Below are 21,560 nucleotides of genomic sequence, written 5' to 3' on the forward strand. Positions count from 1 at the left end.
CAGACTTCCCGGCGCACCGCGCCCGACTCTACCGGGCACCCCCCGCGGTCGCCGGTCGTCGAGGGGCCTCCTCCGTACAGTGGGCGCCGTGACCGCCCGTCCCGCTACTCGCCACCGGTGAGGCTCGCCGCCCTCGCCGGCCGGCGGGTCGGCGTCTGGGGGCACGGACGCGAGGGCCGGGCCGCGGTGCGCGCCGCCCGCGCCGCCGGCGCCGCGGCGGTCCTGGTGGTCGACGCCGTCCCGCCCACCGGGCTGCCCGCGGACGTCGAGGCCGGCACCGACGCGGGCGCGCTGGCCGGGTGCGAGGTGGTGGTCCGCTCCCCGGGCATCAGCCCCTACCGCGCGGACGCACGGGCGCTGGCCGCCGCCACCACCGTCACCTCCGGCACCGCGCTGGCGCTGGCCGAGTTCGGCGCGCGCTCGGTCCCCACCCTGTGCGTCACCGGCACGAAGGGGAAGAGCACCACCAGCGCCCTGGCCGCCGCCGTGCTGACGGCCGCGGGCCGGCCGGCGGTGCACGCCGGCAACATCGGCACCCCGCTGCTCGACGTCCTGCTCGACGGCGCCGTCGGCGACGGCACGACGCTGGTCGTCGAGGTCTCCAGCTACCAGGCCGCCGCGGTCGACGACTTCCGCGGCTGGGGCGCGGTGACGTCCCTGGCGCCCGAGCACCTGGACTGGCACGGGGACGTCGCCACCTACTACCGGGACAAGCTGCACGTCTTCGCCGGCTGCGGCCCCGGCACCGTGGTGGTCGCCCCGCAGGCCCGGGAGACCGCCCTGCACCACCTCGACCCGGCGCAGCTGGTCGACCCCGGTGCGGTCGTGCCGGCGGACCTGCTGGCCGGTTTCCCGGCCGGGCACCTGCCCGGCCTGCACAACGTGGCCAACCTGCACGTCGCGCTGGCCGCCGCGGTGCTCGCCGGCACCGACCTGGCCGCGCACGGGGACGACGTCCGCGCGGCCGTGGCCGCGTTCCGGGCGCTGCCCCACCGGCTGGCCCCGGTCGCGGTGCGCGACGGCGTGACCTTCGTCGACGACACGCTCAGCACCACCCCGGTGTCGGTGCTCGCCGCGCTCGACGCCTTCCCCGGGCGGCCGGTGACCCTCGTCGCCGGCGGCCAGGACCGCGGCCTGGACTACGGCGACCTCGCCCGCTCGGTGGTCGCCCGCGGCGGCGAGGTGCGCGTGGTGACCGTCCCCGACACCGGCGCCCGGCTGGCCGCCGAGCTCCGCACCGCCGCGGCCGCGGCCGGGCTGCCCGCGCCGGTCACCGAGACCGCGGGGCTGGCCGAGGCCGTCGCCGAGGCGGTGCGGACGACGCCGCCCGGTGGGGTCGTCCTGCTGTCGCCGGGCGCCCCCAGCTACAACCGGTACCGCAACTACGAGGAGTTGGCCGACAGCTATGAGCAGATCGTCCTCGCCGCCGGGGCCGAGCGTGTCTGACGCCGTCGCCCCCGGTGCCGTCGCTCCCGGTGCCGTCGCCCCCGGTGCCGCGGTTCCCGGTGCCGTCGCCCCGGGAGCCTTCGTCCTCACGACGCGGGCGCTGGACCCGGCGACCGGCGAGGCCACCTTCTCCTACCGGCTCGGCGACGACGAGTTCACCGAGCGGCTGACCCTGGACCCCGCCCTGCTGGGGACGGCGCCCGACCCGGCCCGGCTCGAGGCGGCGCTCGACCTGGTGCACCTGGTCATGGGGACCAGCTACTACAAGCTGCGCGCGCCCGGCCGGGTGACGGTCACCCGGCCGCTGACCGAGGCCCAGCTCGCCGTGGCCGAGGCGGCGTACACCCACGGTCTCGGCGAGTTCGCCGCGGTCAACCGGCTGCCGGTGCCGCACGAGGTGGCCGTCGACGCCGGCACGCGCGGCGACGTCCTGCCCGCGGCGGCCCCGGGCGGCTCGGGGGCGCTGCTCCCGGTCGGCGGGGGGAAGGACTCCGCGCTGGCGCTCGTGGTCGTCACCCCGGCGACCGCGCTGGCGGTGAACCCCACCGACGCCCAGCGCGACGTCACGGCCGCCGCCGGCGTCCCGCTGCTCGGCGTCCGCCGCCGGCTGGACCCCCTGCTGGCCGAGCGGACCCGCGCCGGCGGGCTCAACGGCCACGTGCCGGTGACCGCCATCAACTCGGCCATCGCCACGCTGGTCGCCGTCCTCGGCGGCTTCGACCCGGTCGTGTTCGCCAACGAGCGCTCCGCCGACGAGGAGACCATGGAGGTCGACGGCGCCCGGGTGAACCACCAGTACTCGAAGTCCTACGAGTTCGAGCGGCTGTTCGCCGCGGCCGCGGCCGAGGTCGGCGTCGGCTACTTCAGCCTCACCCGGCAGCTGTCGGAGCTGGCCACGGTCGCCGCGGTGGCCGCGCTGCCCGACCTGCGCGGCGAGATCCTCTCGTGCAACCGCTCCTACACGCAGCGGCACATGGGCCTGGCCGGTGGCGGCCCGGCCGAGCAGCGCTGGTGCCTGCACTGCGACAAGTGCCTGTTCACCTTCCTCTGCTTCGCGGTGTTCCTCCCCCCGGCCGAGGCGGCGGCGATGTTCGGCGGGAACCCGCTGGAGGACCCCTCGCTCGTCGACGGGTTCCGCGTGCTGTGGGCGACCGAGAAGCCGTTCGACTGCGTCGGGGAGCGGGCGGAGAGCGCCGCCGCGATGGCGCACCTGGCCGGTAGCACCGCGTGGGGGCAGGCGCCGGTCGTGCGGGCCCTCGGCGCGGAGGCCGCGGCCTTCGCCGGGGTCACCGGCGCGACGATCGCGGGATTCCTCGAGCCGCGGGGCGAGCACGCCGTCCCGGCCCCCTACCTGGCCGCGCTGCGCCGGGCGCTCGCGCAGGCGCGGACCCCGGTCGGCTGAGCCCCGCCCGGCCGCTCCCGGCCTAGGCTCGACGTGTGGCCGACACGCCCTCGTCCGAGCTCGCCGCCCCGCTGGCCGAACGCCTGCGCGCCCGCGGCCTGCGGCTGACCACCCAGCGCCAGCGGGTGCTGGCCGCGGTCGCCGCCCTCGAGCACGCCACCCCCGAGGCCATCGCGACCCGGCTGCGCGAGGAGGCGGGGCCGGGCGGCGCCGCCCCCGACACCTCCACGGTCTACCGCGCCCTGGAGCTGCTGGAGCGGCTCGGGCTCGTGTGGCACACCCACCTGGGCCGGGGCGCGCCGATCTACCACGCCGCCGAGCACCCGCACCTGCACGTCGTCTGCTCCGGCTGCGGGGAGATCTCCTCCGCCGACCCCGCCCTCCTCGACGCGGCGGCGGAACGTCTGGCCGCCGATCTCGGTTTCCAGCTCGACGTGGGGCACGTCGCGCTGTCGGGGACGTGCCGCGCCTGCCAGGACCGCGCCGGATCGGAGTCCCCATGAACCGCTCACCCCTGCTCGCCCGCCCGGGCGCCGTCCCCGTGGAGGGCGGGTCCGTCCCGGGTTCCCGTGCCGTCGCCGCGCACTACGGCGACCCGCTGCGCGAGCAGCGCGCCCTGGCCGAGGGGGCCGCGCTGGTCGACCGCAGCGACCGGGACGTCCTCGCCGTCCCCGGCGCGGACCGCCTGACCTGGCTGCACAGCCTCACCTCCCAGCACCTGGAGCGGCTCGCCGAGGGCACCGGCACCGAGGCGCTGCTGCTCTCGCCGCACGGCCACGTCGAGCACCACCTCGTGCTCGCCGACCTGGCCGGCACCACCTGGATCGACACCGAGCCCGGCGCCGGGGAGCCCCTGCTGGCGTTCCTGGACCGGATGCGCTTCCTGCTGCGCGTGGAGCCCGCCCTGGTCACCGGCGACCGGGCGCTGCTGACGCTGGCCGGCCCGCAGGCCGACGCCGTCCTCACCGCCGCCGGCCTCCCGGTGCCCGGCGAGGTGTGGCAGGTGGTGCCCCGCGAGGGCGGGGGCTGGCTGCGGCGCACGCCCCCGGTCGGGGACGGCGCGGACGCCGTCGACCTGCTCGTCCCGCGGGGTGAGCTGGCCGCCCTCGCCGACGCGCTGCTGGCCGCGGGCGCCACCCCGGCCGGCCGGGACGCCTGGGATGCGCTGCGGGTGGAGGCCCGCCGGCCGCGGGTGGGCGTCGACACCGATCACCGCACCATCCCCAACGAGACCGGCTGGCTGACCAGCGCCGTCCACCTGGACAAGGGCTGCTACCGCGGGCAGGAGACCGTGGCCCGCGTGCACAACCTCGGCCGCCCGCCCCGCCGGCTGGTGCTCCTGCACCTCGACGGGGTCAGCGAGGACCTACCGGCCCCGGGCACGCCCGTGCGCGCCGGCGCCCGGGACGTGGGCCGCGTCGGCACCGCCGTCCGGCACCACGAGCTCGGCGTGGTCGCGCTGGCGCTGGTCAAGCAGTCGGTGACCCCGGGCACCGAGCTCGCCGTGGGGGAGGCGCGGGCCGCGATCGACCCGGACGACCTCCCCGCGGCGGTGGACGACACTCGGGCGGCGGCCCGCGAACGGGTCCGGGCCGTCCGGTCTGCGACCATCCAGCGGTGACGTCCGGCACCCTCATCACCGTCGCGCCGACGGGTGCGGAGTCGGCCAAGGCCGACGTGCCGGCGCTGCCGGTGACGGTGGAGGAGGTGGTGGCCACCGCGCGGGACTGCCAGGCGCTGGGGGCCGCCGTCGTCCACCTGCACGTCCGCGACGCGCAGGCCCGGCCGACGCTGGACCTCGGGTACGTCCGCGAGGTGGTCGCCGCCGTGCGCGAGGCCACCGACCTGGTCGTGCAGCTGTCCACCGGCGGCGCGGTCAGCGACCCGTTCGACGCGCGGCTGGCCGTCCTCGACGCCGCCCCCGACGCCGCCTCGCTGTCCCTGGGCACGGTCAACTTCGGCCGGGACGTCTTCAGCAACCCGTGGGACCTCATCGTCGAGCTGCACACGCGGATGCAGGACCGCGGCATCGTCCCGGAGTACGAGGTCTTCGACCTGGGCCACCTCGCCACGCTGGCCCGCCTGCTCGACCGGCACGGTCCGCCGCACGGGGGGCACGTGCACGCCGACCTGGTCATGGGCGTGCCCGGCGGCATGCCCGGCACCGCCCAGGCGCTCACCGCCTGCCTGCCCCTCCTGCCGCCCGGCGCCACGTTCGCCGCGACCGGCGTCGGGCGGACCTCGCTGCCGGTGATGCTCACCGCGCTGGCGGCCGGCGGTCACCTGCGCGTCGGCATGGAGGACACCCTGACCTACGCACCCGGCGAGCCGGTGCGCGACAACGCGCAGCTGGTCGCCCGCGCGGCCGGGCTCGCGCGGATCGCCCAGCGCCCCCCGCTGGGTCCCGCCGAGGCCCGGGCGCTGCTCGGCATCCCCCGCACATCCGTGGAGGCAACACCGTGACCCGCCCGACTCCCCCCGCCGGCGGGGCCGCCGTCGACGCCCTGCTCGACCCGGGCTTCCTGGGCGCCGCCGTGCAGCGCCCGATGGCCGACGTCCGCCGGCTGCGCCGCCAGGCCGAGCAGGAGGAGGTCAACCTCTCCTACACCCGGCGGCTGCTGCAGGGGCGGCTGGACATCCTGCGCCGCGAGCTGCAGCGGCGGGCCGAGGACGACGGCCGCTCGCTGCTGGACCTGCTGCCGGAGATCCTCGCCGAGAAGGGCCGCGGGCCGGCGCACGGCCTGGGCCGCCACCAGACGGTGCAGCCGGCCGACCCGGAGGCCTACGAGGCCTGGGTCGCCGCGCTCACCCCGGGCGTCGACCCGGCCGTGGTGCCCGACCTCTCCGGCACCGACCTCGAGCAGGCGGCCCGCGCGCTCGCCACCGCCGAGGTCTCGCTGTCCGAGCGCCGCCGGGGCGTCCAGCAGGTCATGGACGCTCTCGCCGCCGAGCTCGGCCGCCGCTACCGCAACGGCGAGGCCGACGTGGCCGCGCTGCTGGCCGCCGAGGCCCGGCACTGATGAAGGTGGGAGGACCCCCTGCTCCCCACGCCTCGCAGGTTCGGCGCGGGTCCCGGGAGGGGGCCGCGACGGGCCCTCGGGTCGGACCAGCGTTGGTCGGAGGCCGGGCGTGACCACGGTGACCAGCCCGGGGTCGGCGCCGGTGCCGTCGGCCGGGTGGCCGGACGAGCCGGTGCTGGTGGAGGTCTGGCGCTCGGGTTTCCTGGAGTCGGTGCACCGCGGTGCGCTCGTCGTGGTCGGCACCGACGGGCAGGTGCGCTTCGCGGCGGGGGACGTCGACCGCCCGGTGCTGCCGCGCTCGGCGAACAAGCCGGTCCAGGCCACCGCGCTGCTGGCCGCCGGCTGGGCGCCGCGGTCGGGGGAGGAGCTGGCCATCGGTGCCGGGTCGCACTCCGGCGAGGACGCGCACCGCGACCTGGTCGCCGGGATGCTGGCCGCCGCGGGCCTGACCCCCGACGACCTGGGCTGCCCGCCGGCGCTGCCCTCCTCCGAGCCCACCCGGGCCGGGTGGCTGACCGCCGGGCGGGCCCGGGAGCGCCTGGCGATGAACTGCTCGGGCAAGCACGCCGCGATGCTCTCGGCCTGCGTCGCCTCCGGCTGGCCCACCGCCGGCTACCTCGACCGCGGGCACCCGCTGCAACGGGCGGTCGAGGCGCGGCTGGGCGAGGCCGCCGGCACGCCGGTCGCCGCCGTCGTGGTCGACGGGTGCGGTGCCCCCCAGCACGCGCTGCCGCTCACCGGGCTGGCCCGCGGGGTGTCCTCGCTCGTCGAGGCGCCGGACGGGACGACGGAGCGGTCGGTCGCCGACGCCATGCGGGCGCACCCCTGGTTCGTCGCCGGCACCGGCCGGGAGGACACCGACCTGATGCGCGCCGTCGAGGGCCTCCTCGTCAAGGGCGGGGCCGACGGGGTGCACGTGGCCGCCGTCCCGGGGCGCGGCGCGGTCGCCCTCAAGCTGGCCGACGGCGGCGACCGCGGCCGCACCCCCGCCCTCTGCGCCGGGCTCGCCCGGCTCGGCGTGGACCCGGCGCTGCTCACCCCGTGGGCGCTCACCGCGGTCAGCGGAGGGGACGGCGTCGTCGGCGAGGTGCGCGCGGCGGCGGCGCTCACGGGCTGAGACGTCCCGGGCGGCACCGGTCAAGGACGGCGCGCCGGGCGTGACGGACCTCACCCCGGCCTGCTAGCCGGAGCGCTTGCAGCAGCTAGCACCCGCGGTTAGCGTCGAGGACGTGCAGCACCCCGGGAACTTCGTCCGCGGGCAGGTGACCACCGTCCGCGAGAAGGTGGACCAGCTCGCGGCCGACGTCGCGGGGACGGTCGCCACCGAGCGGTCCAACGTGTCGGCGGTCGGCTCGCAGGTCGGCCAGTTCATCCGGGAGCAGCGCAGCGCCGCCCGGGTGTCCCTCCGGGAACTCGCCCGCGCGGCGGGGGTCAGCAACCCCTACCTCTCCCAGGTGGAGCGCGGGCTGCGCAAGCCCTCGGCGGAGATCCTGTCCGCCATCGCGAAGGGCCTGGAGATCTCGGCCGAGACGCTCTACGAGCAGGCCGGGATCCTCGACCGCCGGGCGGGCACGCCCGACACGGTCGCCGCGATCCGGTCGGACCCGGCCCTGTCCGAGCGGCACCGGGCCGTGCTGCTGGAGCTGTACGAGACCTACGTGCGTGAGCACGCGGCCGCCGGGCCCGTGCCCGCCACCCCCCGGACCACCCCGTCCCGCACCCAGGAGGAGTCGGCATGACCCCCACCGAGAGCCTGAAGAAGTACGGCGAGACCGTCGCCGTCCAGAACAAGACCGTCCTGCTGGCCGCCGTCGGCGCCGGTGACCTCGCCGTCGAGCGGGCCCGGACCGTCGTCGAGCAGCTGCGCAGCCGCGCCGAGGCCCTGCCGGGCGAGGCCCAGGTCCAGGTCGACCTGGCCGCCAAGGAGGCCCGCACCCGGGCCGAGGAGGCCGCCCAGCGCGCCCGCGGCACCGTGCAGCACGCCCGCACCTCCGTCGGTTCGCTCGCCGCGGCCGTCCGCCCCGACGCCGTCGTGGGCAGCGTCGCCGGCCTCGTGAGCACCGCCCGCACCCAGGCCGTGGCCACCATCGAGACCCTCGCGGTCCGCGGTGGCGAGGTCGTCGAGGAGCTGCGCCGCCAGCCGTCCTTCCGCACGCTGGTGGCCCGCGCCGAGCGCGCGGTCGACACCGTCGAGGACACCCTGGAGGAGGTCCTCGAGGACACCGCCGAGGCCGTCTCCGAGGCCTCCGACGAGGTGACCTCGGTGGCCCAGAAAACCGCCGCCCGTGCGGCCAAGGCCGCCGACAAGGCCGAGGAGAAGACCGCCGAGGTCGCCGACTCCGCCAAGGCCGCGCTCGACGAGGTCGAGGGCGAGGACGGGGGCAAGGACGAGGTCAAGGACGAGGCCAAGGCCACGCCGGCCCGCCGCAGCCCGGCCAAGAAGTCCTCGCCGGCCCGCAAGCGGACCGCCGGGGGCACCACCGCCCGCGTGACCCGCGCCCGCACCACGAAGCGCACCTCCGAGAAGGACGCCTGACCCCAGGTCGCCCTCCTGCAGGCCCCCGGTCGCCGACGGCGACCGGGGGCCTGCGCGCGTCCGGGGGCGGTCCGCGCGAGTCCTCGGTCAGGGCCCCGCGGGCGGGTACCCTCCGGGCATGCTGTCCTTCGACGGGGTCGTCTTCCTCGGCCTGTACTACGGGGCCCTGGCGCTGACCGCCTGGGCGTTCGTGGACGCCCTGGTGCGCCCGGCCCCCGGCTACGTGGCCGCGGGCAAGCTGACCAAGCCGGCCTGGGCGGCGATCACCGGCCTGGCCCTGCTGGTCGTCTTCTGGGTCGGTCCGATGAGCTTCCTCGGCCTGCCGGCGATCATCGCCGCCGTCGTCTACCTCGTCGACGTGCGGCCGGCGGTCCGCCAGCTGCGCCGGGGCGGCACCAGCTGGTGAGCCGCTGCCTCAGCGGCGGGTGTCCGGCGGGATGACCACCCACAGCACCAGGTAGGCGATGAACTGCGGCCCGGGCAGGATCGTGGAGAGCACGAACGCCAGCCGCAGCCCCGTCCGGGACAGGTTGTAGCGGCGCGCGAGCCCGGCGCACACCCCCGCCACCATCTTGTGCTGCATGTCGCGCCGGAGCGGTCCGCGGTAGACAGGCGTCGTCATGCCCCGACCCTACGGCGGCGGCGCGACCTCCTCACCTGCTGAAGACCCCCTCCGGCGGCTCGGGTGAGGGGACGGCGTCCGCGTCGTGCACCGGCCGCGCCCGCCCGGCGAAGCCCCGCAGGTCGTCGCCGGCCACCACGCGCGCGGGCATGTGGTCGGCGGCGCACCGGCGGACCAGCCGGTCCACCGGCAGCGCGGCGTCCGACGCGACCGCCACCAGGTTGCCGAACCGGCGGCCGCGCAGCGTGCCCGGCTCGGCCAGCAGGCAGACCTCGGGGAAGACCGCGCCCAGGGTCGCCACCTGGCGGCGGGCGAAGGCCAGCGGCGGACCGTCGGCCACGTTGACCAGCAGGACCCCGCCCGGGCGCAGCACCCGCCGGGCCTCGGTGACGTACTCGACCGTGGTCAGGTGCGCCGGCGTCCGCGCCCCGGCGAAGACGTCGCTGACCACGACGTCGGCCGACGCGGGCCGCAGCGCGCTCAGCCCCTCGCGGGCGTCGGCCGCCCGGACCCGCACCCGTGCCCCGCGGGGCAGCGGCAGGCGCTCGCGCACCAGGTCGGTGAGCCGCTGGTCGACCTCGACCACCCGCTGCCGCGACCCGGGCCGGGTCACCGCCAGGTAGCGGGGCAGGGTGAGCGCGCCGCCGCCGAGGTGCACCGCGTCCACCGGCCGGCCCTCGGGCGCGGCCAGGTCCAGCACGTGGCCCATGCGGCGCACGTACTCGAACTCCAGGTGGGCGGGGTCGGCGAGGTCCACGTGCGACTGCGGCGTCCCGTCCACCAGCAGCACCCACGCGCCGTCCCGGTCGGCGTCGCCGAGCAGCTCGGCCGGCCCGCCGTCGACCGGCGTCCGCCCCGGCAGGGTCTCGTCGCCGGCCCGGTCGCGGCGGCTCACCGGCCGCGCAGGAGCGCCTCGGCCGCCCGGTCGCCCCGCACGGTCCCCTCCGCCGGCCGCCCCCGCAGCCGCCGCAGCAGCGCGCTCGCCGTCCCGGCGACGGCCGCGTCCGCCGCGTCGGTGCCGCCCGGGACGACGCGGACCGTCCCGCGGTCCAGGGTGACCGACCACGCCCGCCCGGTGTCGCAGCAGGTGACCGCGACGGTGGCCCGGGCGGCGGCCGGCTCCGGCAGGTGCGCCCGGCGCGGCACGACCACGGTGAGCCCCTCGTCGGCGCCGTCCTCGGCCAGGCCCGGCGCGCCGAACCGCTCGCCCTCGCGGGCGATCGCGGTCAGGCAGTCGCGGCGCAGGCTCTCCTCGACGGGCACGGCCGACATCGTGCCGCACCGCACGCGCGGGCTACCGGTCAGGACGGCGCGACCGCCGACCAGCGCACCGTGACCTCGCCGTGCTTCCAGCGCCGCGTGGCGCCGACCAGCGGCCAGCCCTGGTCGACCAGGGCCTGGGCCGCGGCGGTCCAGCGCTGCCGGGGCCCGAACGCCGACAGCCCCGCGGCCGCCGCCCACGCCGCGTCGAACGCCTGCAGGAAGGCGTGCACCGGCCGGCCCGGCACGTTGTGGTGGATGAGCGCCTTGGGCAGCCGCTCGGCCAGGTCCGAGGGGCGGTCGAGGTCGGCCACCCGGGCCGACAGCGTGAGGGTCAGCGGGCCGTCGGCGTCCAGGGCGACCCACGCCGCCCGCCGTCCCCACTCGTCGCAGGTGCCCTCCACGAGCAACCCGCCCGGCCCGAGCCCGGCGCTCATCGTGGCCCACGCCCGCGCCGCGGACTCCTCGTCGTACTGGCGCAGCACGTTGAAGGCGCGCACCAGCACCGGCCGCAGGCCGGCGAGCTCGAAGCCGCCGACCCGGAAGTCGACGCGCGGCGGGTCGCGGTCGGCCTGGACGGCGGCGACCCGCGCCGGGTCGATCTCCAGGCCGACCACCTCGAGGCCGTGGACCTCGGGGCCGAGCCGGTCGGCGAGCTCCAGCGTGGTCACCGCCGACGAGCCGTAGCCGAGGTCGACCACCAGCGGGCGGGCGGCGTCGCGCAGCCGCGGCACCTGGGTGGCCAGCAGCCAGCGGTCCACGCGGCGGAGCCGGTTGGCGTTGGTGGTGCCGCGGGTCGGCAGGCCGAGGGCGCGGGCGCGGCCGGCGGCCAGCCGCGGGGCGGCCTTCCGGGGGAGGCTGGCCCGGCGCTTGTGGTCCCCGCCGCCGGCCTCGCTCACCCGTCCGGAGCGTAGTCGCGGTTAGCGTGGTGCCGTGCAGGTCCGACACGACGCCCGCTTCGCCGACCTGACGACCCTCGGCGTCGGCGGGCCGATCGACCGGCTGGTGGAGGTCACCGACCCCGAGGAGCTCGTCGCCGCCGTCCGCGACGCCGACGCCGCGGGGCGGCCGCTGCTGGTCCTCGGCGGCGGCTCCAACCTGATCGGCCCGGACGCCGGGTGGCCCGGGGACGTGGTCGTGGTGCGCAGCCGGGGCGTCGAGCGGGACGGGGGCCGGCTGGTCGTGCAGGCCGGCGAGCCCTGGGACGACCTGGTCGCCCACACCGTCGAGCAGCGGCTGGCCGGGCTGGAGGCGATGTCCGGCATCCCGGGCTCGACCGGCGCGACACCGGTGCAGAACGTCGGCGCCTACGGCCAGGAGGTCGGCCAGGTCACCACCGCCGTCCGGGTCTGGGACCGCGTGGCGGCCGCCGAGCGCGTGCTCACCCCGGAGGAGTGCGGGTTCGCCTACCGGGACAGCCGGCTCAAGCGCGAGCCCGGTCGGTTCGTCGTCCTCACCGTCTCCCTCGAGCTCGAGCCCGGCGAGCTGTCCCGGCCGGTGGGCTACGCCGAGCTGGCGCGCGCCCTCGGCGTCGAGCTCGGGGAGCGCGCCCCGCTGGCCGCCGTCCGCGCCGCCGTGCTCGAGCTGCGCCGCGGCAAGGGCATGGTGTGGGACCTCGCCGACCCGACCAGCCGCAGCGCGGGCTCCTTCTTCACCAATCCCGTCGTCCCGGTGCAGCGGGCGGTCGAGGGCTGCCCGAGCTGGCCCGCCGACGACGGCACGGTCAAGCTCAGCGCCGCCTGGCTGGTGCAGCACGCCGGCTTCGGCCGCGGCACGCGCCACGGGCGGGTGGGGACCTCACCCCGCCACAGCCTCGCGCTGACCACCGAGCCCGGGGCGACCGCCGAGGAGCTGCTCGCCTTCTCCGAGAAGATCATCGCCGCGGTGCAGGAGCGGTTCGGCGTGACCCTCGAGCGCGAGCCCACGGCGATCCATCCCTGACCCTTCCGCCGCGATCTCGGGCTTCTCGCCGGTCGACACGCCGACGGCGGGGTGTCGACGTGCGACAACCCCGTGATCACGGTGGCCCGGCGCGAGACGGGGACCCGGTTCAGCCCTCGCGGTGCACCTTGTGCTGGGCGGCCTGCGCCCGCGGGCGGACGACGAGCAGGTCGACGTTGACGTGGTGCGGCCGGGTCAGCGCCCAGGCGATGCAGTCGGCGACGTCCTCGGCCACCAGCGGCTCGCGCACCCCGCGGTACACCGCCTCGGCCTTCTCCCGGTCCTGCACCCGGTTGAGGGTGAACTCCTCGGTCTTCACCATGCCGGGTGCGATCTCCACCACGCGGACCGGCTGGTCGAACAGCTCCAGCCGCAGCGTCTCGGCCAGCGTGTGCACCGCGTGCTTGGCGGCCGTGTAGGACGCCCCGCCCTCGTAGCTGATCAGCCCGGCCGTGGAGCCGACGAAGAGCAGGTCGCCGGCGCCGGAGGCCACCAGCGCCGGGAGCAGCGCCTTGGTCAGCCGGACGGTGCCCAGCACGTTCACGTCGTACGTGCGCTGCCAGGACCCCAGGTCGGCCTCGGCGACCGGGGCGGCGTCGTAGGCGCCACCGGCGTTGTTGACCAGGACGTCGACCCGGTCGAGGGCCCCGACGAAGGCGTCCACGGACGCGGGGTCGGTGACGTCCAGCGGCAGCGCGCGGGCGCCGATCTCCTCGGCCAGCGCGGTCAGCCGGTCCAGCCGGCGGGCCCCGACGACGACGTCGAAGCCCTCGGCGGCCAGCCGCCGTGCGGTGGCCGCCCCGATGCCGCTGGAGGCACCGGTCACGACGGCCGTCCGGCCCGAGCCGGGCAGGGCGGCGGAGGCGGATGCAGACTGGGACGAGGGGTCGGCCATGAGGACGATCCTGGCGCTGGTGCAGGATGAGGAGTCGAGCGGGTGCCTCCGGTGCCCCGACCAGGAGCGAGGGCGGGAGGTCGGACGTGGCCGCTCGCCGCCGTCCCCGGTCGGCCGTGCCCCGCCGGCTGGCGACGCTCTCGGTGCACACCAGCCCCCTCGACCAGCCCGGTGCCGGCGACGCCGGCGGGATGAACGTCTACGTCGTCGAGGTCTCCCGGCGGCTGGCCGCGCGAGGCATCGCGGTCGACGTGTTCACCCGCGCCACCTCCAGCGACCTGCCCCCGGTGGTCGAGATGACCCCCGGCGTCACGGTGCGGCACGTGAGCGCCGGGCCGTTCGAGGGCCTGGGCAAGGAGGAGCTGCCGGCGCAGCTGTGCGCCTTCACCGCGGCGGTGCTCCGCGAGGAGGCCCAGCACGAGCCGGGGCACTACGACGTCGTGCACTCGCACTACTGGCTCTCCGGGCAGGTCGGCTGGCTGGCCCGTGACCGGTGGAGCGTGCCGCTCATCCACACCGCGCACACCCTCGCCAAGGTGAAGAACGCGGCACTGGCCGCCGGCGACTCGCCCGAGCCCCGGGCCCGCGTGATCGGCGAGGAGCAGGTGGTCGCCGAGGCCGACCGGCTCGTGGCCAACACCGACGACGAGGCCCGCCAGCTGGTCGAGCACTACGGCGCCGACCCGCGCCGCACCCTGGTCGTCCCGCCCGGTGTCGACCTCGACCGCTTCAGCCCGGGTGACCGCGCGGCGGCACGCCGGGAGCTGGGCGTGCCGCGGGACGCCGTCGTCCTGCTCTTCGTCGGCCGCATCCAGCCGCTCAAGGCCCCGGACCTGCTGCTGGAGACGGCCGCCCGCATGCTCGCCGACGACCCGGGGCTGCGCGACCGGCTCGAGGTGCACGTCGTCGGCGCGCCGAGCGGCTCGGGCCTGGACGCGCCCCGCCGGCTCGAGGAGATGGCCGCCCGCCTCGGCATCGGCGACCGCGTGCGCTTGCTGCCCCCGCAGCACGCGGAGCGGCTGGCCCTCCACTACCGGGCCGCCGACGTCGCCGTGGTCCCCAGCCACAACGAGTCCTTCGGCCTGGTGGCCCTGGAGGCCCAGGCGTGCGGCACCCCGGTGGTCGCCGCGGCCGTCGGCGGGCTGCCGACCGCGGTGCGCGACGGCGTCTCCGGGGTGCTGGTCGGCACCCGCGAGCCGGCCGACTACGCCACCGCCATCCGCGCGGTGCTCGGCCGCCGGGAGCTGCTCTCGGCGGGGGCCCGGCGGCACGCCGGCACCTTCTCCTGGGACCGCACGGTGGACGCGCTGGTGGAGGCCTACGCGGCGGCGGGGACGGAGATGGCCGCCGCGGCGCGGGGCCGGGCGCCGGTGCTGCGCCCCGCGCGGGCGCTGGGCCCCGTCCTCCCGGTCCCGGGCGCGCAGGTGGCACGCTGAGCACGGCCGGGGAGGTGCGGTGAGCGGACGACGGACGATCGACGAGCTGGACGCCGTCATCGCGCAGGCCCTCCGGGACACCGAGCTGGTGCACGAGCACCCCGCCCCCGGGCGCTGGCTGGTCGACCTGCCGGGCACCCAGAAGCTCAAGACGGTCTGCGGCCTGGTCGTGGGGGAGCACTCGCTGCGCGTCGAGGCCTTCGTCTGCCGGCAGCCGGACGAGAACCGCGAGCAGCTGTGGACCTACCTGCTGCAGCACAACGCCCGGATGTACGCGGTGGCCTACTCGATCGACGCCGTCGGGGACGTCTACCTGACCGGCCGGCTCCCGCACGCCGCGGTGACGTCCGAGGAGCTCGACCGGGTCCTCGGCGCGGTGCTGAGCTACGCCGACGACCACTTCAACACCCTGCTCGAGATCGGCTTCGGCACCTCGATCCGCCGGGAGTGGGAGTGGCGGGTCGCGCGCGGGGAGTCCCTGGCCAACCTGCAGGCGTTCGCCGACTTCGCCGACCCCGGCCGGCGCGGCCGGAGGTCCGCGGACGGCGGGGCGTGACCGCCACCGACCGCACCGCACCGGCGCCGCAGGACGCCGAGCTGCCCCCCGGCTACGCCCGCCGCTGGTGGGTGCTGGGGACCATGACGCTGTGCCTGCTCGTGGTCATCATGGGCAACACCACGCTGAACGTGGCCATCCCGACCCTGCAGCGCCAGCTCGGCGCCACCCAGGGGCAGCTGCAGTGGGCGATCGACGCCTACATCCTCGTCTTCGCCGGGCTGCTGTTCTCGTGGGGCGTGGTCGGGGACCGGATCGGCCGCCGGCGGGTGCTGCTGATCGGGCTGTCGATCTACACGCTGGGCTCGGTGCTCGGCGCCTTCAGCGACAGCCCGTGGCAGCTCGTCCTCTGGCGGGCGGTCATGGGCGTCGGCGGGGCGGCGGTGCAGCCGGCCACCCTCGCCGTCATCACCAACGTCTTCCCCGCCGGCGAGCGCGGCCGGGCCATCGGGATCTGGGCCGGGACGGCCGGGCTGGCAGTGGCCGGCGGGCCGCTGGCCAGCGGCGCGGTGCTCGAGCACTTCTGGTGGGGGGCGATCTTCCTGATCGCCGTCCCGGTGGCCGTGCTGGGGGTGATCGGCACCCTCGCCCTGGTCCCCGAGTCGAGGGACCCCGCGCCCGGCCGGCTCGACGTCCCCGGCGTGCTGCTGTCGATCGTGGCGCTGGCCGGGCTGGTCTACGGGATCATCCACGGCGGCTCGGGCGCCGGCTGGTCCTCCCCCGGGGTGCTGGTCCCGCTGGTCGGCGGGGTGCTGCTGCTGGCCCTCTTCGTCTGGCTGCAGCGGCGCTCCACCCACCCGGCCCTCGACGTCTCGCTGTTCCGCAACCCCGCGTTCTCCGCCGCCGCGGCCGCCCTGGGGCTGAACTTCTTCGCCCTCATGGGCGCGACCTTCTACCTCGTCTACTACCTGCAGGGCGTCCGCGGCTACAGCCCCCTGGAGAGCGGTGCCGCGCTCATCCCCGTCGCGCTCGGCATGTCGCTCATGGCCCCGCAGAGCTCCCGGCTCGCCGAGCGCTTCGGCGCGAAGGCCGTCGTCGGCACCGGCTTCGTGCTCATCGGCTCGTCGTTCCTGGGCTTCCAGCTGCTCGACGGCGAGTCGCCGCTGCCGCTGCTGCTGACCGTGCTGAGCGTGCAGGGCCTGGGCATGGGCGCCGTCATGGCCCCGACGACCGAGTCGATCATGTCGGTGGTGCCTCGGCACAAGGCCGGCGCCGGGGCGGCGGTCAACAACTCGGTGCGCCAGGTCGGTGGTGCGCTCGGCGTGGCGACGCTGGGCTCGCTGCTGTCGGCGACCTACGCGGCGCGGCTCGGCGACGCCCTCGACGTGCTGCCGGCCGACGTCCGCGCCGACGCCCGGACCTCCGTCGTCGCCACCCTGGAGGCCCTGGCGCGGGCCCGGGCCGGCGGGGACGAGGAGCTGGCCGCGGCGGCCGGGGCGCTGGTCGACCCCGCCCGGGAGGCGTTCGTCTCGGCCATGCACGTCACGGCCCTGGGGACGGCGACCGCATCGGCCGTGGCCGCGGTGGTCGTGTTCACCTGGCTGCCCGGGCGCCGGCGGGGTCAGGTCGCCGCGCCGTCCCACCAGTAGGTCACCGACGTCCGCGGCCGGTCGTCGGACAGCCGGGCCATCGCCGCTGCCACCTCGGGCTCCCGCTCGACCGGCAGGCACAGCCGCCGCCGGGTGAAGGCCAGGACGACGTCCTCCGGGGCGTCGCGCCACGGGTCGGGCCGGCTCTCGACCGCGCGGGAGGCGGCGATGCCCCGCTCGGCGAGGACCTCCCCGAACAGGTCGGCGGTGGGGCCGGCGGGGCGGTCCTGCCCGTGGAAGTGCCGCCAGAGCGGCCCCAGCGAGGTCCAGGGGTGGACGTCGGCCAGCTCGACGACCACCCGGCGCCGGGCGTGCCCGGTCAGCGCGGTGACGAAGGCGTCGACGTCCGGGACGTTGTAGACGACGTCCGCGGCCACGGCGACGTCGGCGGCCGGCAGCTCGGCGGCGATGTCGGGCCAGCGCCCGGACCACGTCCGCACCGGCGTGCCGCCGGCCGCGGCCCGGTAGCGCTCGAGCATCTCGGGGGAGGAGTCGACGGCCAGCAGTTCGGCTGCGCCCACCGGGATGCTCGCCGCGCCGCCGCCGCAGCCGACGTCCAGCACGCTGCGCGGCGCCACCGCCCGCACCGCGGCCACCGTCAGCCCGGCCCGCCGGGTGCTGCCGAACAGGCCCGGCGGGAAGCCGTACGGCGACTCGGGCGCGGCCGCCAGGATCCCCGGGTCGATCGCCCACTCCGCCAGCTCGTCCGCCCACCGCTGCCCGGCACCCACCTGGGCGATCCTGCCCCAGCCGGCCCGCGCCGGCGCCCGGGAGCGGTTAGCGTTCCGGTGGTGCAGGAGCTGACGGTGCAGGAGCGCTTCGTGCGGGCCTGCGTGGGGGTCGTCGCCGCCTCGGCGCTGGCCTACCCCCTCGTGCTCGCCTCGGTGCGGCTGCTGGTCGCCCAGCTGCTCGTCGTCGACGTGGCCGCGGTGGTGGTCTGGCTGTGCGTCGGCATCGCCTGCAGCGTCGGTGCGGTGGCGGCGCTGCGCTGGGGGGCGGCCCGCCGGGTGCGCAGTCCCTGGCTGCTCGCCGGGCTGCTGCCGCCGGCGGCCTTCGAGCTGTGGGTGCTCTGGCCGCTGCTCACCGCGTGAGGCCGGTCCCGGCCGGGTCGGGCAGGATGGCGCCGTGACCACGTCGTCCTCGACCTACACCCTCGTCCTGCTCCGCCACGGCGAGAGCGAGTGGAACAAGGCCAACCTCTTCACCGGCTGGGTGGACGTGCCGCTGTCGGAGAAGGGGCGGGAGGAGGCCGCGAAGGGTGGCCGGCTGCTGGCCGAGCACGGCGTGCTGCCCGACGTCTCGCACACCTCGCTGCTGCGCCGGGCGATCATGACCGCCGAGCTGTCCCTGCACGAGGCCGACCGGCAGTGGATCCCCGTCAAGCGCTCCTGGCGGCTCAACGAGCGGCACTACGGCGCGCTGCAGGGCAAGGACAAGGCCGCGACCCTCGCCGAGTTCGGTGAGGAGCAGTTCATGACGTGGCGTCGGTCGTACGACACCCCGCCGCCGCCCATCGAGCCCGGCAGCGAGTTCTCCCAGGACGGCGACCCGCGCTACGCGTTCCTGCCGTCCGAGGCCCGGCCGACGACCGAGTGCCTCAAGGACGTCGTCGTCCGGATGCTGCCCTACTGGTACGACGCGATCGTGCCGGACCTGCGCCTGGGCCAGACGGTGCTCGTGGCCGCGCACGGCAACAGCCTGCGCGCGCTCGTGAAGCACCTCGACGGCATGGGCGACGACGAGGTGGTGGGCCTGAACATCCCGACGGGCGTCCCGCTGCGCTACGACCTCGACGACGACCTGCGGCCGGTGCGGCCCGGTGGGGAGTACCTCGACCCGGAGGCGGCCGCGGCCGCGATCGAGGCGGTCCGCAACCAGGGCCGCAAGTAGCCGGAGGCCCCCTGCCTCCCCCGGGAGCTCGGGGAGGCAGGGGGCCGCCCGGGTCAGTTCGCGGTGGCGTGCATCTCCCGCTCGCCGGTCACCAGGAAGACCACCCGGCGGGCCACGCTCACCGCGTGGTCGGCGAAGCGCTCGTAGTACCGGCCGAGCAGGGTGATGTCGATGGCCGCCTCCATGCCGTGCGACCAGTCGTTGGCCAGCAGCTCGGCGAACAGCTGCCGGTGCAGCTTGTCCATGAGCTCGTCGTCGGCCTCGAGGGCCGCGGCCGCGTCCACGTCCAGCTTGGCGATCACGGCCGCGGTCTGCCGGACCAGGCTCTCGGCCACGTGGCCGGCCTCGAGGAAGATCGGCCGCAGCTCCTGCGGGACGGCGCGGTCCGGGAACCGCATCCGGGCCAGCTTGGCCACGTGGACGGCGAGGTCCCCCATCCGCTCCAGGTCGGCGATGATCCGCATCGCCGCGGTGATCGTGCGCAGGTCCGTGGCCACCGGCGCCTGGCGGGCCAGCAGCGTGAAGCAGCGCTCCTCGATGCTCGTGCGCATGTCGTCGATGCGCTCGTCGCCCTCGATGACCAGGTTCGCCAGGTCCACGTCGGCGTCGAGCAGGGAGGTGGTGGCCTTGCTCATCGCCGAGCCAACGGCGTTGGTCATCTCGACCAGGCAGTTGTTGATGTCGTCGAGTTCCTCGTGGTAGTGCTGGCGCACCGTGTCCTCCTCGTCGGCCGGCCGGGCACGGCCGTGGGGCAGCTGGCGCCGCGGGCCGTGGGTTCGACGTCGCGGGCGCACTCCCCGTCGAGGGTAGGTCCAGCACCCGCGATGGGGCTGCCGGGACGGTGAACGGGCGGGCACCGCGGCGTGAACAGTCCCCGTCCCGGGTGCTGCGCCACCCGGACGGGCGATGACGGAGGGTCGCGGCCGCCTAGCATCACGGTCGTGAGCCCCACGGTCGCCCTCGTGGTCGGCCTGGTCGTCGGTGGCGCCCTGGTCGCCGCCGTCCTGCTGCGGTCCGCCCGGCTGGGCCCGAAGCCGCCGCCACCGCCGCCGGCCCCGCTGCCGGAGGCCATCCTCGCCCGCCGGCTGGTCGACCTCATGGACCCGGCCGTCGTCCTGCTGGACCCCGCCGACGTCGTGGTGCTCGCCAACCGGGCCGCGCGCGGGCTCGGCATCGTGCGCGACACCCGCCTGGTGGTCCCCGAGCTGCTGGAGGTCGCCCGTGCCGTGCGCGACGGCGGCCGGCCCCGCACCGACGTGTCGCTGCCCGGGGCGCTGCTCGGGTCCAGCCCGCGCATGGTGGGGGTGCACGGCCTGCTGCTGTCCGCGGAGCCCGGACCCGGCACGGGGCCGGTCGCGCTCGTGCTCCAGGACGTCACCGAGGCCCGGCGCGTGGAGGCCGTCCGCCGCGACTTCGTCGCCAACGTGGGGCACGAGCTGAAGACCCCGGTGGGCGCGCTGTCCCTGCTGGCCGAGGCGATCGAGGACGCCGCCGACGACCCCGAGACGGTGCGCCGGTTCGCCAGCCGGATGAGCCACGAGGCCGACCGGCTGGGCCGGCTGGTCCGCGAGCTCATCGACCTCTCCCGCCTCCAGGGCGGCGAACCCATGCCCGAGCTGGTCCCCGTCGAGGTCGACCGCGTCGTCGCCGAGGCGGTCGACCGGACGGGGCTGGCGGCGTCGGCCAAGCGCATCCCCATCGCCACCGGCGGCGAGCAGGGCCTCGTGGTCCGCGGGGTGGAGTCCCAGCTGGCCACCGCGGTGACCAACCTCCTCGCCAACGCCGTGACCTACAGCCCCGAGGGCACCCGGATCGCCGTGGGCGCCCGGGCCCGGTCCGGCTTCGCGGAGATCACGGTGACCGACAGCGGGATCGGCATCCCGCGGCAGGACCGCTCCCGGATCTTCGAGCGCTTCTACCGGGTCGACCAGTCGCGGGCCAGCAGCACCGGGGGCACCGGCCTCGGCCTCGCCATCGTGAAGCACGTGGCCAGCAACCACGGCGGCTCGGTGACCGTCTGGAGCGAGGAGGGCCTCGGCTCCACGTTCACCCTCCGCATCCCCCTGGCCGCCCGCCCGGCGGCCGACCCCGATGCCCCAGCCGGCGACGCCGTCGCCGCCGACGTCTCGAAGGGACGGTCATGACGCGAGTGCTCGTGGTGGAGGACGAGGAGTCCTTCTCCGACGCGCTGTCCTACATGCTGCGGAAGGAGGGGTTCGACGCCGTCGTCGCCGGGACCGGTCCCGAGGCGCTCTCGGAGTTCGACCGCGGCGGCGCCGACATCGTGCTGCTGGACCTCATGCTGCCCGGCCTGCCCGGCACCGAGGTGTGCCGCTCGCTGCGGGCCCGGAGCAGCGTGCCGATCATCATGCTCACGGCCAAGGACGCCGAGATCGACAAGGTCGTCGGGCTCGAGCTCGGCGCCGACGACTACGTGACCAAGCCGTACTCCGCCCGGGAGCTGGTCGCCCGCATCCGCGCCGTGCTGCGCCGCGGCGGTGACGCGGAGCCGCCCCTCGAGGCGACGCTGGAGGCCGGCCCGGTGCGCATGGACGTCGAGCGGCACGTGGTCTCCGTCGACGGTGAGCAGGTGGCCCTCCCGCTCAAGGAGTTCGACCTGCTCGAGCTGCTGCTGCGCAACGCCGGGCGGGTCCTCACCCGGGTGCAGCTCATCGACCGGGTGTGGGGATCGGACTACGTCGGCGACACCAAGACCCTCGACGTCCACGTCAAGCGGCTGCGCGCCAAGATCGAGCCCGACCCGGCCAACCCCCGCCACCTCGTGACCGTCCGGGGCCTGGGGTACAAGTTCGAGGCGTGACCCATCGTCGGCCTACCGGCCTCCCACCGCGGCGGCGCTGAGCCGGACCGGCCCGGCCGCTCCTCGGGGACCCTGCGGGCCCCGCTCGTCGGGGCACCCACCGCGGCCAGGAGCCGTCCCCGGCCGGCGCCGAGCCGGGTCGGCCC

The 21,560-nt window shown here is 76.8% G+C and carries 25 protein-coding genes; 18 read left to right on the forward strand and 7 right to left on the reverse strand.

Going from position 1 to position 21,560, the window contains the following annotated elements; all coding sequences use genetic code 11:
* Positions 1–117 precede the first annotated feature (117 nt).
* The 10 genes from murD (at position 118) to ACI8AC_RS00215 (ending at position 8,810) form a co-directional block, all read left to right on the forward strand.
* The gene (gene murD, locus ACI8AC_RS00170; RefSeq protein WP_456894070.1) at positions 118–1,446 is read left to right on the forward strand and encodes a UDP-N-acetylmuramoyl-L-alanine--D-glutamate ligase; all 1,329 of its coding nucleotides are present in this window, start codon (positions 118–120) and stop codon (positions 1,444–1,446) included.
* Entirely contained in the window at positions 1,439–2,848 is a 1,410-nt protein-coding gene (locus ACI8AC_RS00175) for a hypothetical protein (RefSeq protein WP_456894071.1), read from the forward strand. The genes murD and ACI8AC_RS00175 overlap by 8 nt, the downstream gene beginning before the upstream one ends.
* Positions 2,849–2,883: 35 nt before the next feature.
* Positions 2,884–3,351 carry a Fur family transcriptional regulator gene (locus tag ACI8AC_RS00180; protein WP_456894073.1) on the forward strand — a complete coding sequence of 156 codons (468 nt, stop codon included), beginning with the start codon at positions 2,884–2,886 and terminating at the stop codon, positions 3,349–3,351.
* Positions 3,348–4,469, forward strand: a complete 1,122-nt coding sequence (gene ygfZ / locus ACI8AC_RS00185) for a CAF17-like 4Fe-4S cluster assembly/insertion protein YgfZ (protein WP_456894075.1) — start codon at positions 3,348–3,350, stop codon at positions 4,467–4,469. Before ACI8AC_RS00180 ends, ygfZ begins: the two co-directional genes overlap by 4 nt.
* Positions 4,466–5,311, forward strand: coding sequence for a 3-keto-5-aminohexanoate cleavage protein (locus ACI8AC_RS00190; protein ID WP_456894077.1), 846 nt, complete (start codon positions 4,466–4,468; stop codon positions 5,309–5,311). The genes ygfZ and ACI8AC_RS00190 overlap by 4 nt, the downstream gene beginning before the upstream one ends.
* Positions 5,308–5,868, forward strand: coding sequence for an RsiG family protein (locus ACI8AC_RS00195; RefSeq protein ID WP_456894079.1), 561 nt, complete (start codon positions 5,308–5,310; stop codon positions 5,866–5,868). Before ACI8AC_RS00190 ends, ACI8AC_RS00195 begins: the two co-directional genes overlap by 4 nt.
* A 109-nt stretch (positions 5,869–5,977) precedes the next feature.
* A complete protein-coding gene (locus tag ACI8AC_RS00200; protein ID WP_456894080.1) occupies positions 5,978–6,985 on the forward strand; it encodes an asparaginase in 1,008 nt (335 codons plus the stop codon).
* Between the two features lie 112 nt (positions 6,986–7,097).
* Positions 7,098–7,607: a helix-turn-helix domain-containing protein gene (locus ACI8AC_RS00205; protein WP_456894082.1), complete on the forward strand. Its 510-nt coding sequence runs from the start codon at positions 7,098–7,100 to the stop codon at positions 7,605–7,607.
* The gene (locus tag ACI8AC_RS00210; protein WP_456894084.1) at positions 7,604–8,404 is read left to right on the forward strand and encodes a hypothetical protein; all 801 of its coding nucleotides are present in this window, start codon (positions 7,604–7,606) and stop codon (positions 8,402–8,404) included. The genes ACI8AC_RS00205 and ACI8AC_RS00210 overlap by 4 nt, the downstream gene beginning before the upstream one ends.
* A gap of 118 nt (positions 8,405–8,522) precedes the next feature.
* On the forward strand, positions 8,523–8,810 hold the full coding sequence (locus tag ACI8AC_RS00215) for a DUF2516 family protein (protein WP_117375531.1): 288 nt from the start codon (positions 8,523–8,525) through the stop codon (positions 8,808–8,810).
* A gap of 9 nt (positions 8,811–8,819) precedes the next feature.
* Here the strand turns inward: ACI8AC_RS00215 and ACI8AC_RS00220 are convergent, their stop codons facing one another.
* From ACI8AC_RS00220 to ACI8AC_RS00235, 4 genes are read right to left on the reverse strand one after another with little or no spacing between them, the layout of a single operon-like run.
* The gene (locus tag ACI8AC_RS00220; protein ID WP_456894086.1) at positions 8,820–9,026 is read right to left on the reverse strand and encodes a PspC domain-containing protein; all 207 of its coding nucleotides are present in this window, start codon (positions 9,024–9,026) and stop codon (positions 8,820–8,822) included.
* A 31-nt stretch (positions 9,027–9,057) separates the two neighbouring features.
* Complete coding sequence (locus ACI8AC_RS00225; protein ID WP_456894087.1) at positions 9,058–9,921, reverse strand: spermidine synthase; 864 nt, start codon at positions 9,919–9,921, stop codon at positions 9,058–9,060.
* A complete protein-coding gene (locus ACI8AC_RS00230; protein ID WP_456894089.1) occupies positions 9,918–10,289 on the reverse strand; it encodes a hypothetical protein in 372 nt (123 codons plus the stop codon). Before ACI8AC_RS00230 ends, ACI8AC_RS00225 begins: the two co-directional genes overlap by 4 nt.
* Positions 10,290–10,327: 38 nt before the next feature.
* Complete coding sequence (locus tag ACI8AC_RS00235) at positions 10,328–11,185, reverse strand: class I SAM-dependent methyltransferase (protein WP_456894091.1); 858 nt, start codon at positions 11,183–11,185, stop codon at positions 10,328–10,330.
* A 34-nt stretch (positions 11,186–11,219) separates the two neighbouring features.
* On the opposite strand from ACI8AC_RS00235, the gene ACI8AC_RS00240 reads away from it, so the two are divergent.
* Positions 11,220–12,227: a UDP-N-acetylmuramate dehydrogenase gene (locus ACI8AC_RS00240; RefSeq protein WP_456894093.1), complete on the forward strand. Its 1,008-nt coding sequence runs from the start codon at positions 11,220–11,222 to the stop codon at positions 12,225–12,227.
* Between the two features lie 109 nt (positions 12,228–12,336).
* Here ACI8AC_RS00240 and ACI8AC_RS00245 read toward each other — a convergent pair whose 3' ends face one another.
* Positions 12,337–13,122, reverse strand: a complete 786-nt coding sequence (locus tag ACI8AC_RS00245) for an SDR family oxidoreductase (RefSeq protein WP_456894095.1) — start codon at positions 13,120–13,122, stop codon at positions 12,337–12,339.
* A gap of 86 nt (positions 13,123–13,208) precedes the next feature.
* Here ACI8AC_RS00245 and mshA point away from each other — a divergent pair, with 86 nt between their 5' ends.
* The 3 genes from mshA to ACI8AC_RS00260 are packed head-to-tail and all read left to right on the forward strand — an operon-like array spanning position 13,209 to position 16,703.
* Positions 13,209–14,558: a D-inositol-3-phosphate glycosyltransferase gene (gene mshA / locus ACI8AC_RS00250; protein WP_456894097.1), complete on the forward strand. Its 1,350-nt coding sequence runs from the start codon at positions 13,209–13,211 to the stop codon at positions 14,556–14,558.
* Positions 14,559–14,577: 19 nt separating this feature from the next.
* Complete coding sequence (locus ACI8AC_RS00255; RefSeq protein ID WP_456894099.1) at positions 14,578–15,114, forward strand: YbjN domain-containing protein; 537 nt, start codon at positions 14,578–14,580, stop codon at positions 15,112–15,114.
* The gene (locus tag ACI8AC_RS00260; RefSeq protein ID WP_456894101.1) at positions 15,111–16,703 is read left to right on the forward strand and encodes an MFS transporter; all 1,593 of its coding nucleotides are present in this window, start codon (positions 15,111–15,113) and stop codon (positions 16,701–16,703) included. Before ACI8AC_RS00255 ends, ACI8AC_RS00260 begins: the two co-directional genes overlap by 4 nt.
* On the opposite strand, the gene ACI8AC_RS00265 is transcribed toward ACI8AC_RS00260, so the two are convergent.
* Entirely contained in the window at positions 16,676–17,434 is a 759-nt protein-coding gene (locus tag ACI8AC_RS00265) for a methyltransferase (RefSeq protein ID WP_456894103.1), read from the reverse strand. The two genes, ACI8AC_RS00260 and ACI8AC_RS00265, sit on opposite strands and share 28 nt — an antisense overlap.
* 60 nt (positions 17,435–17,494) lie before the next feature.
* On the opposite strand from ACI8AC_RS00265, the gene ACI8AC_RS00270 reads away from it, so the two are divergent.
* Entirely contained in the window at positions 17,495–17,794 is a 300-nt protein-coding gene (locus ACI8AC_RS00270) for a hypothetical protein (RefSeq protein ID WP_456894105.1), read from the forward strand.
* A gap of 34 nt (positions 17,795–17,828) precedes the next feature.
* Positions 17,829–18,593: a phosphoglyceromutase gene (locus ACI8AC_RS00275; protein ID WP_456894106.1), complete on the forward strand. Its 765-nt coding sequence runs from the start codon at positions 17,829–17,831 to the stop codon at positions 18,591–18,593.
* Positions 18,594–18,646: 53 nt separating this feature from the next.
* Here ACI8AC_RS00275 and phoU read toward each other — a convergent pair whose 3' ends face one another.
* Positions 18,647–19,306 carry a phosphate signaling complex protein PhoU gene (phoU, locus tag ACI8AC_RS00280; RefSeq protein ID WP_456894108.1) on the reverse strand — a complete coding sequence of 220 codons (660 nt, stop codon included), beginning with the start codon at positions 19,304–19,306 and terminating at the stop codon, positions 18,647–18,649.
* 228 nt (positions 19,307–19,534) lie between these two features.
* Here phoU and ACI8AC_RS00285 point away from each other — a divergent pair, with 228 nt between their 5' ends.
* A complete protein-coding gene (locus ACI8AC_RS00285) occupies positions 19,535–20,737 on the forward strand; it encodes a sensor histidine kinase (RefSeq protein WP_456894110.1) in 1,203 nt (400 codons plus the stop codon).
* Complete coding sequence (locus ACI8AC_RS00290) at positions 20,734–21,414, forward strand: winged helix-turn-helix domain-containing protein (protein WP_456894112.1); 681 nt, start codon at positions 20,734–20,736, stop codon at positions 21,412–21,414. Before ACI8AC_RS00285 ends, ACI8AC_RS00290 begins: the two co-directional genes overlap by 4 nt.
* Positions 21,415–21,560 lie beyond the last annotated feature (146 nt).

This window comes from Geodermatophilus sp. SYSU D00758 (assembly GCF_054049955.1).

Excerpts from the sequence above, each read along its gene's own strand:
- ACI8AC_RS00210 (WP_456894084.1), top strand. The coding sequence starts at position 7,604 with ATGACCCCCACCGAGAGCCTGAAGAAGTACGGCGAGACCGTCGCCGTC.
- ACI8AC_RS00220 (WP_456894086.1), bottom strand. The coding sequence starts at position 9,026 with ATGACGACGCCTGTCTACCGCGGACCGCTCCGGCGCGACATGCAGCAC.
- ACI8AC_RS00245 (WP_456894095.1), bottom strand. The coding sequence starts at position 13,122 with ATGGCCGACCCCTCGTCCCAGTCTGCATCCGCCTCCGCCGCCCTGCCC.
- ACI8AC_RS00215 (WP_117375531.1), top strand. The coding sequence starts at position 8,523 with ATGCTGTCCTTCGACGGGGTCGTCTTCCTCGGCCTGTACTACGGGGCC.
- ygfZ (WP_456894075.1), top strand. The coding sequence starts at position 3,348 with ATGAACCGCTCACCCCTGCTCGCCCGCCCGGGCGCCGTCCCCGTGGAG.
- ACI8AC_RS00290 (WP_456894112.1), top strand. The coding sequence starts at position 20,734 with ATGACGCGAGTGCTCGTGGTGGAGGACGAGGAGTCCTTCTCCGACGCG.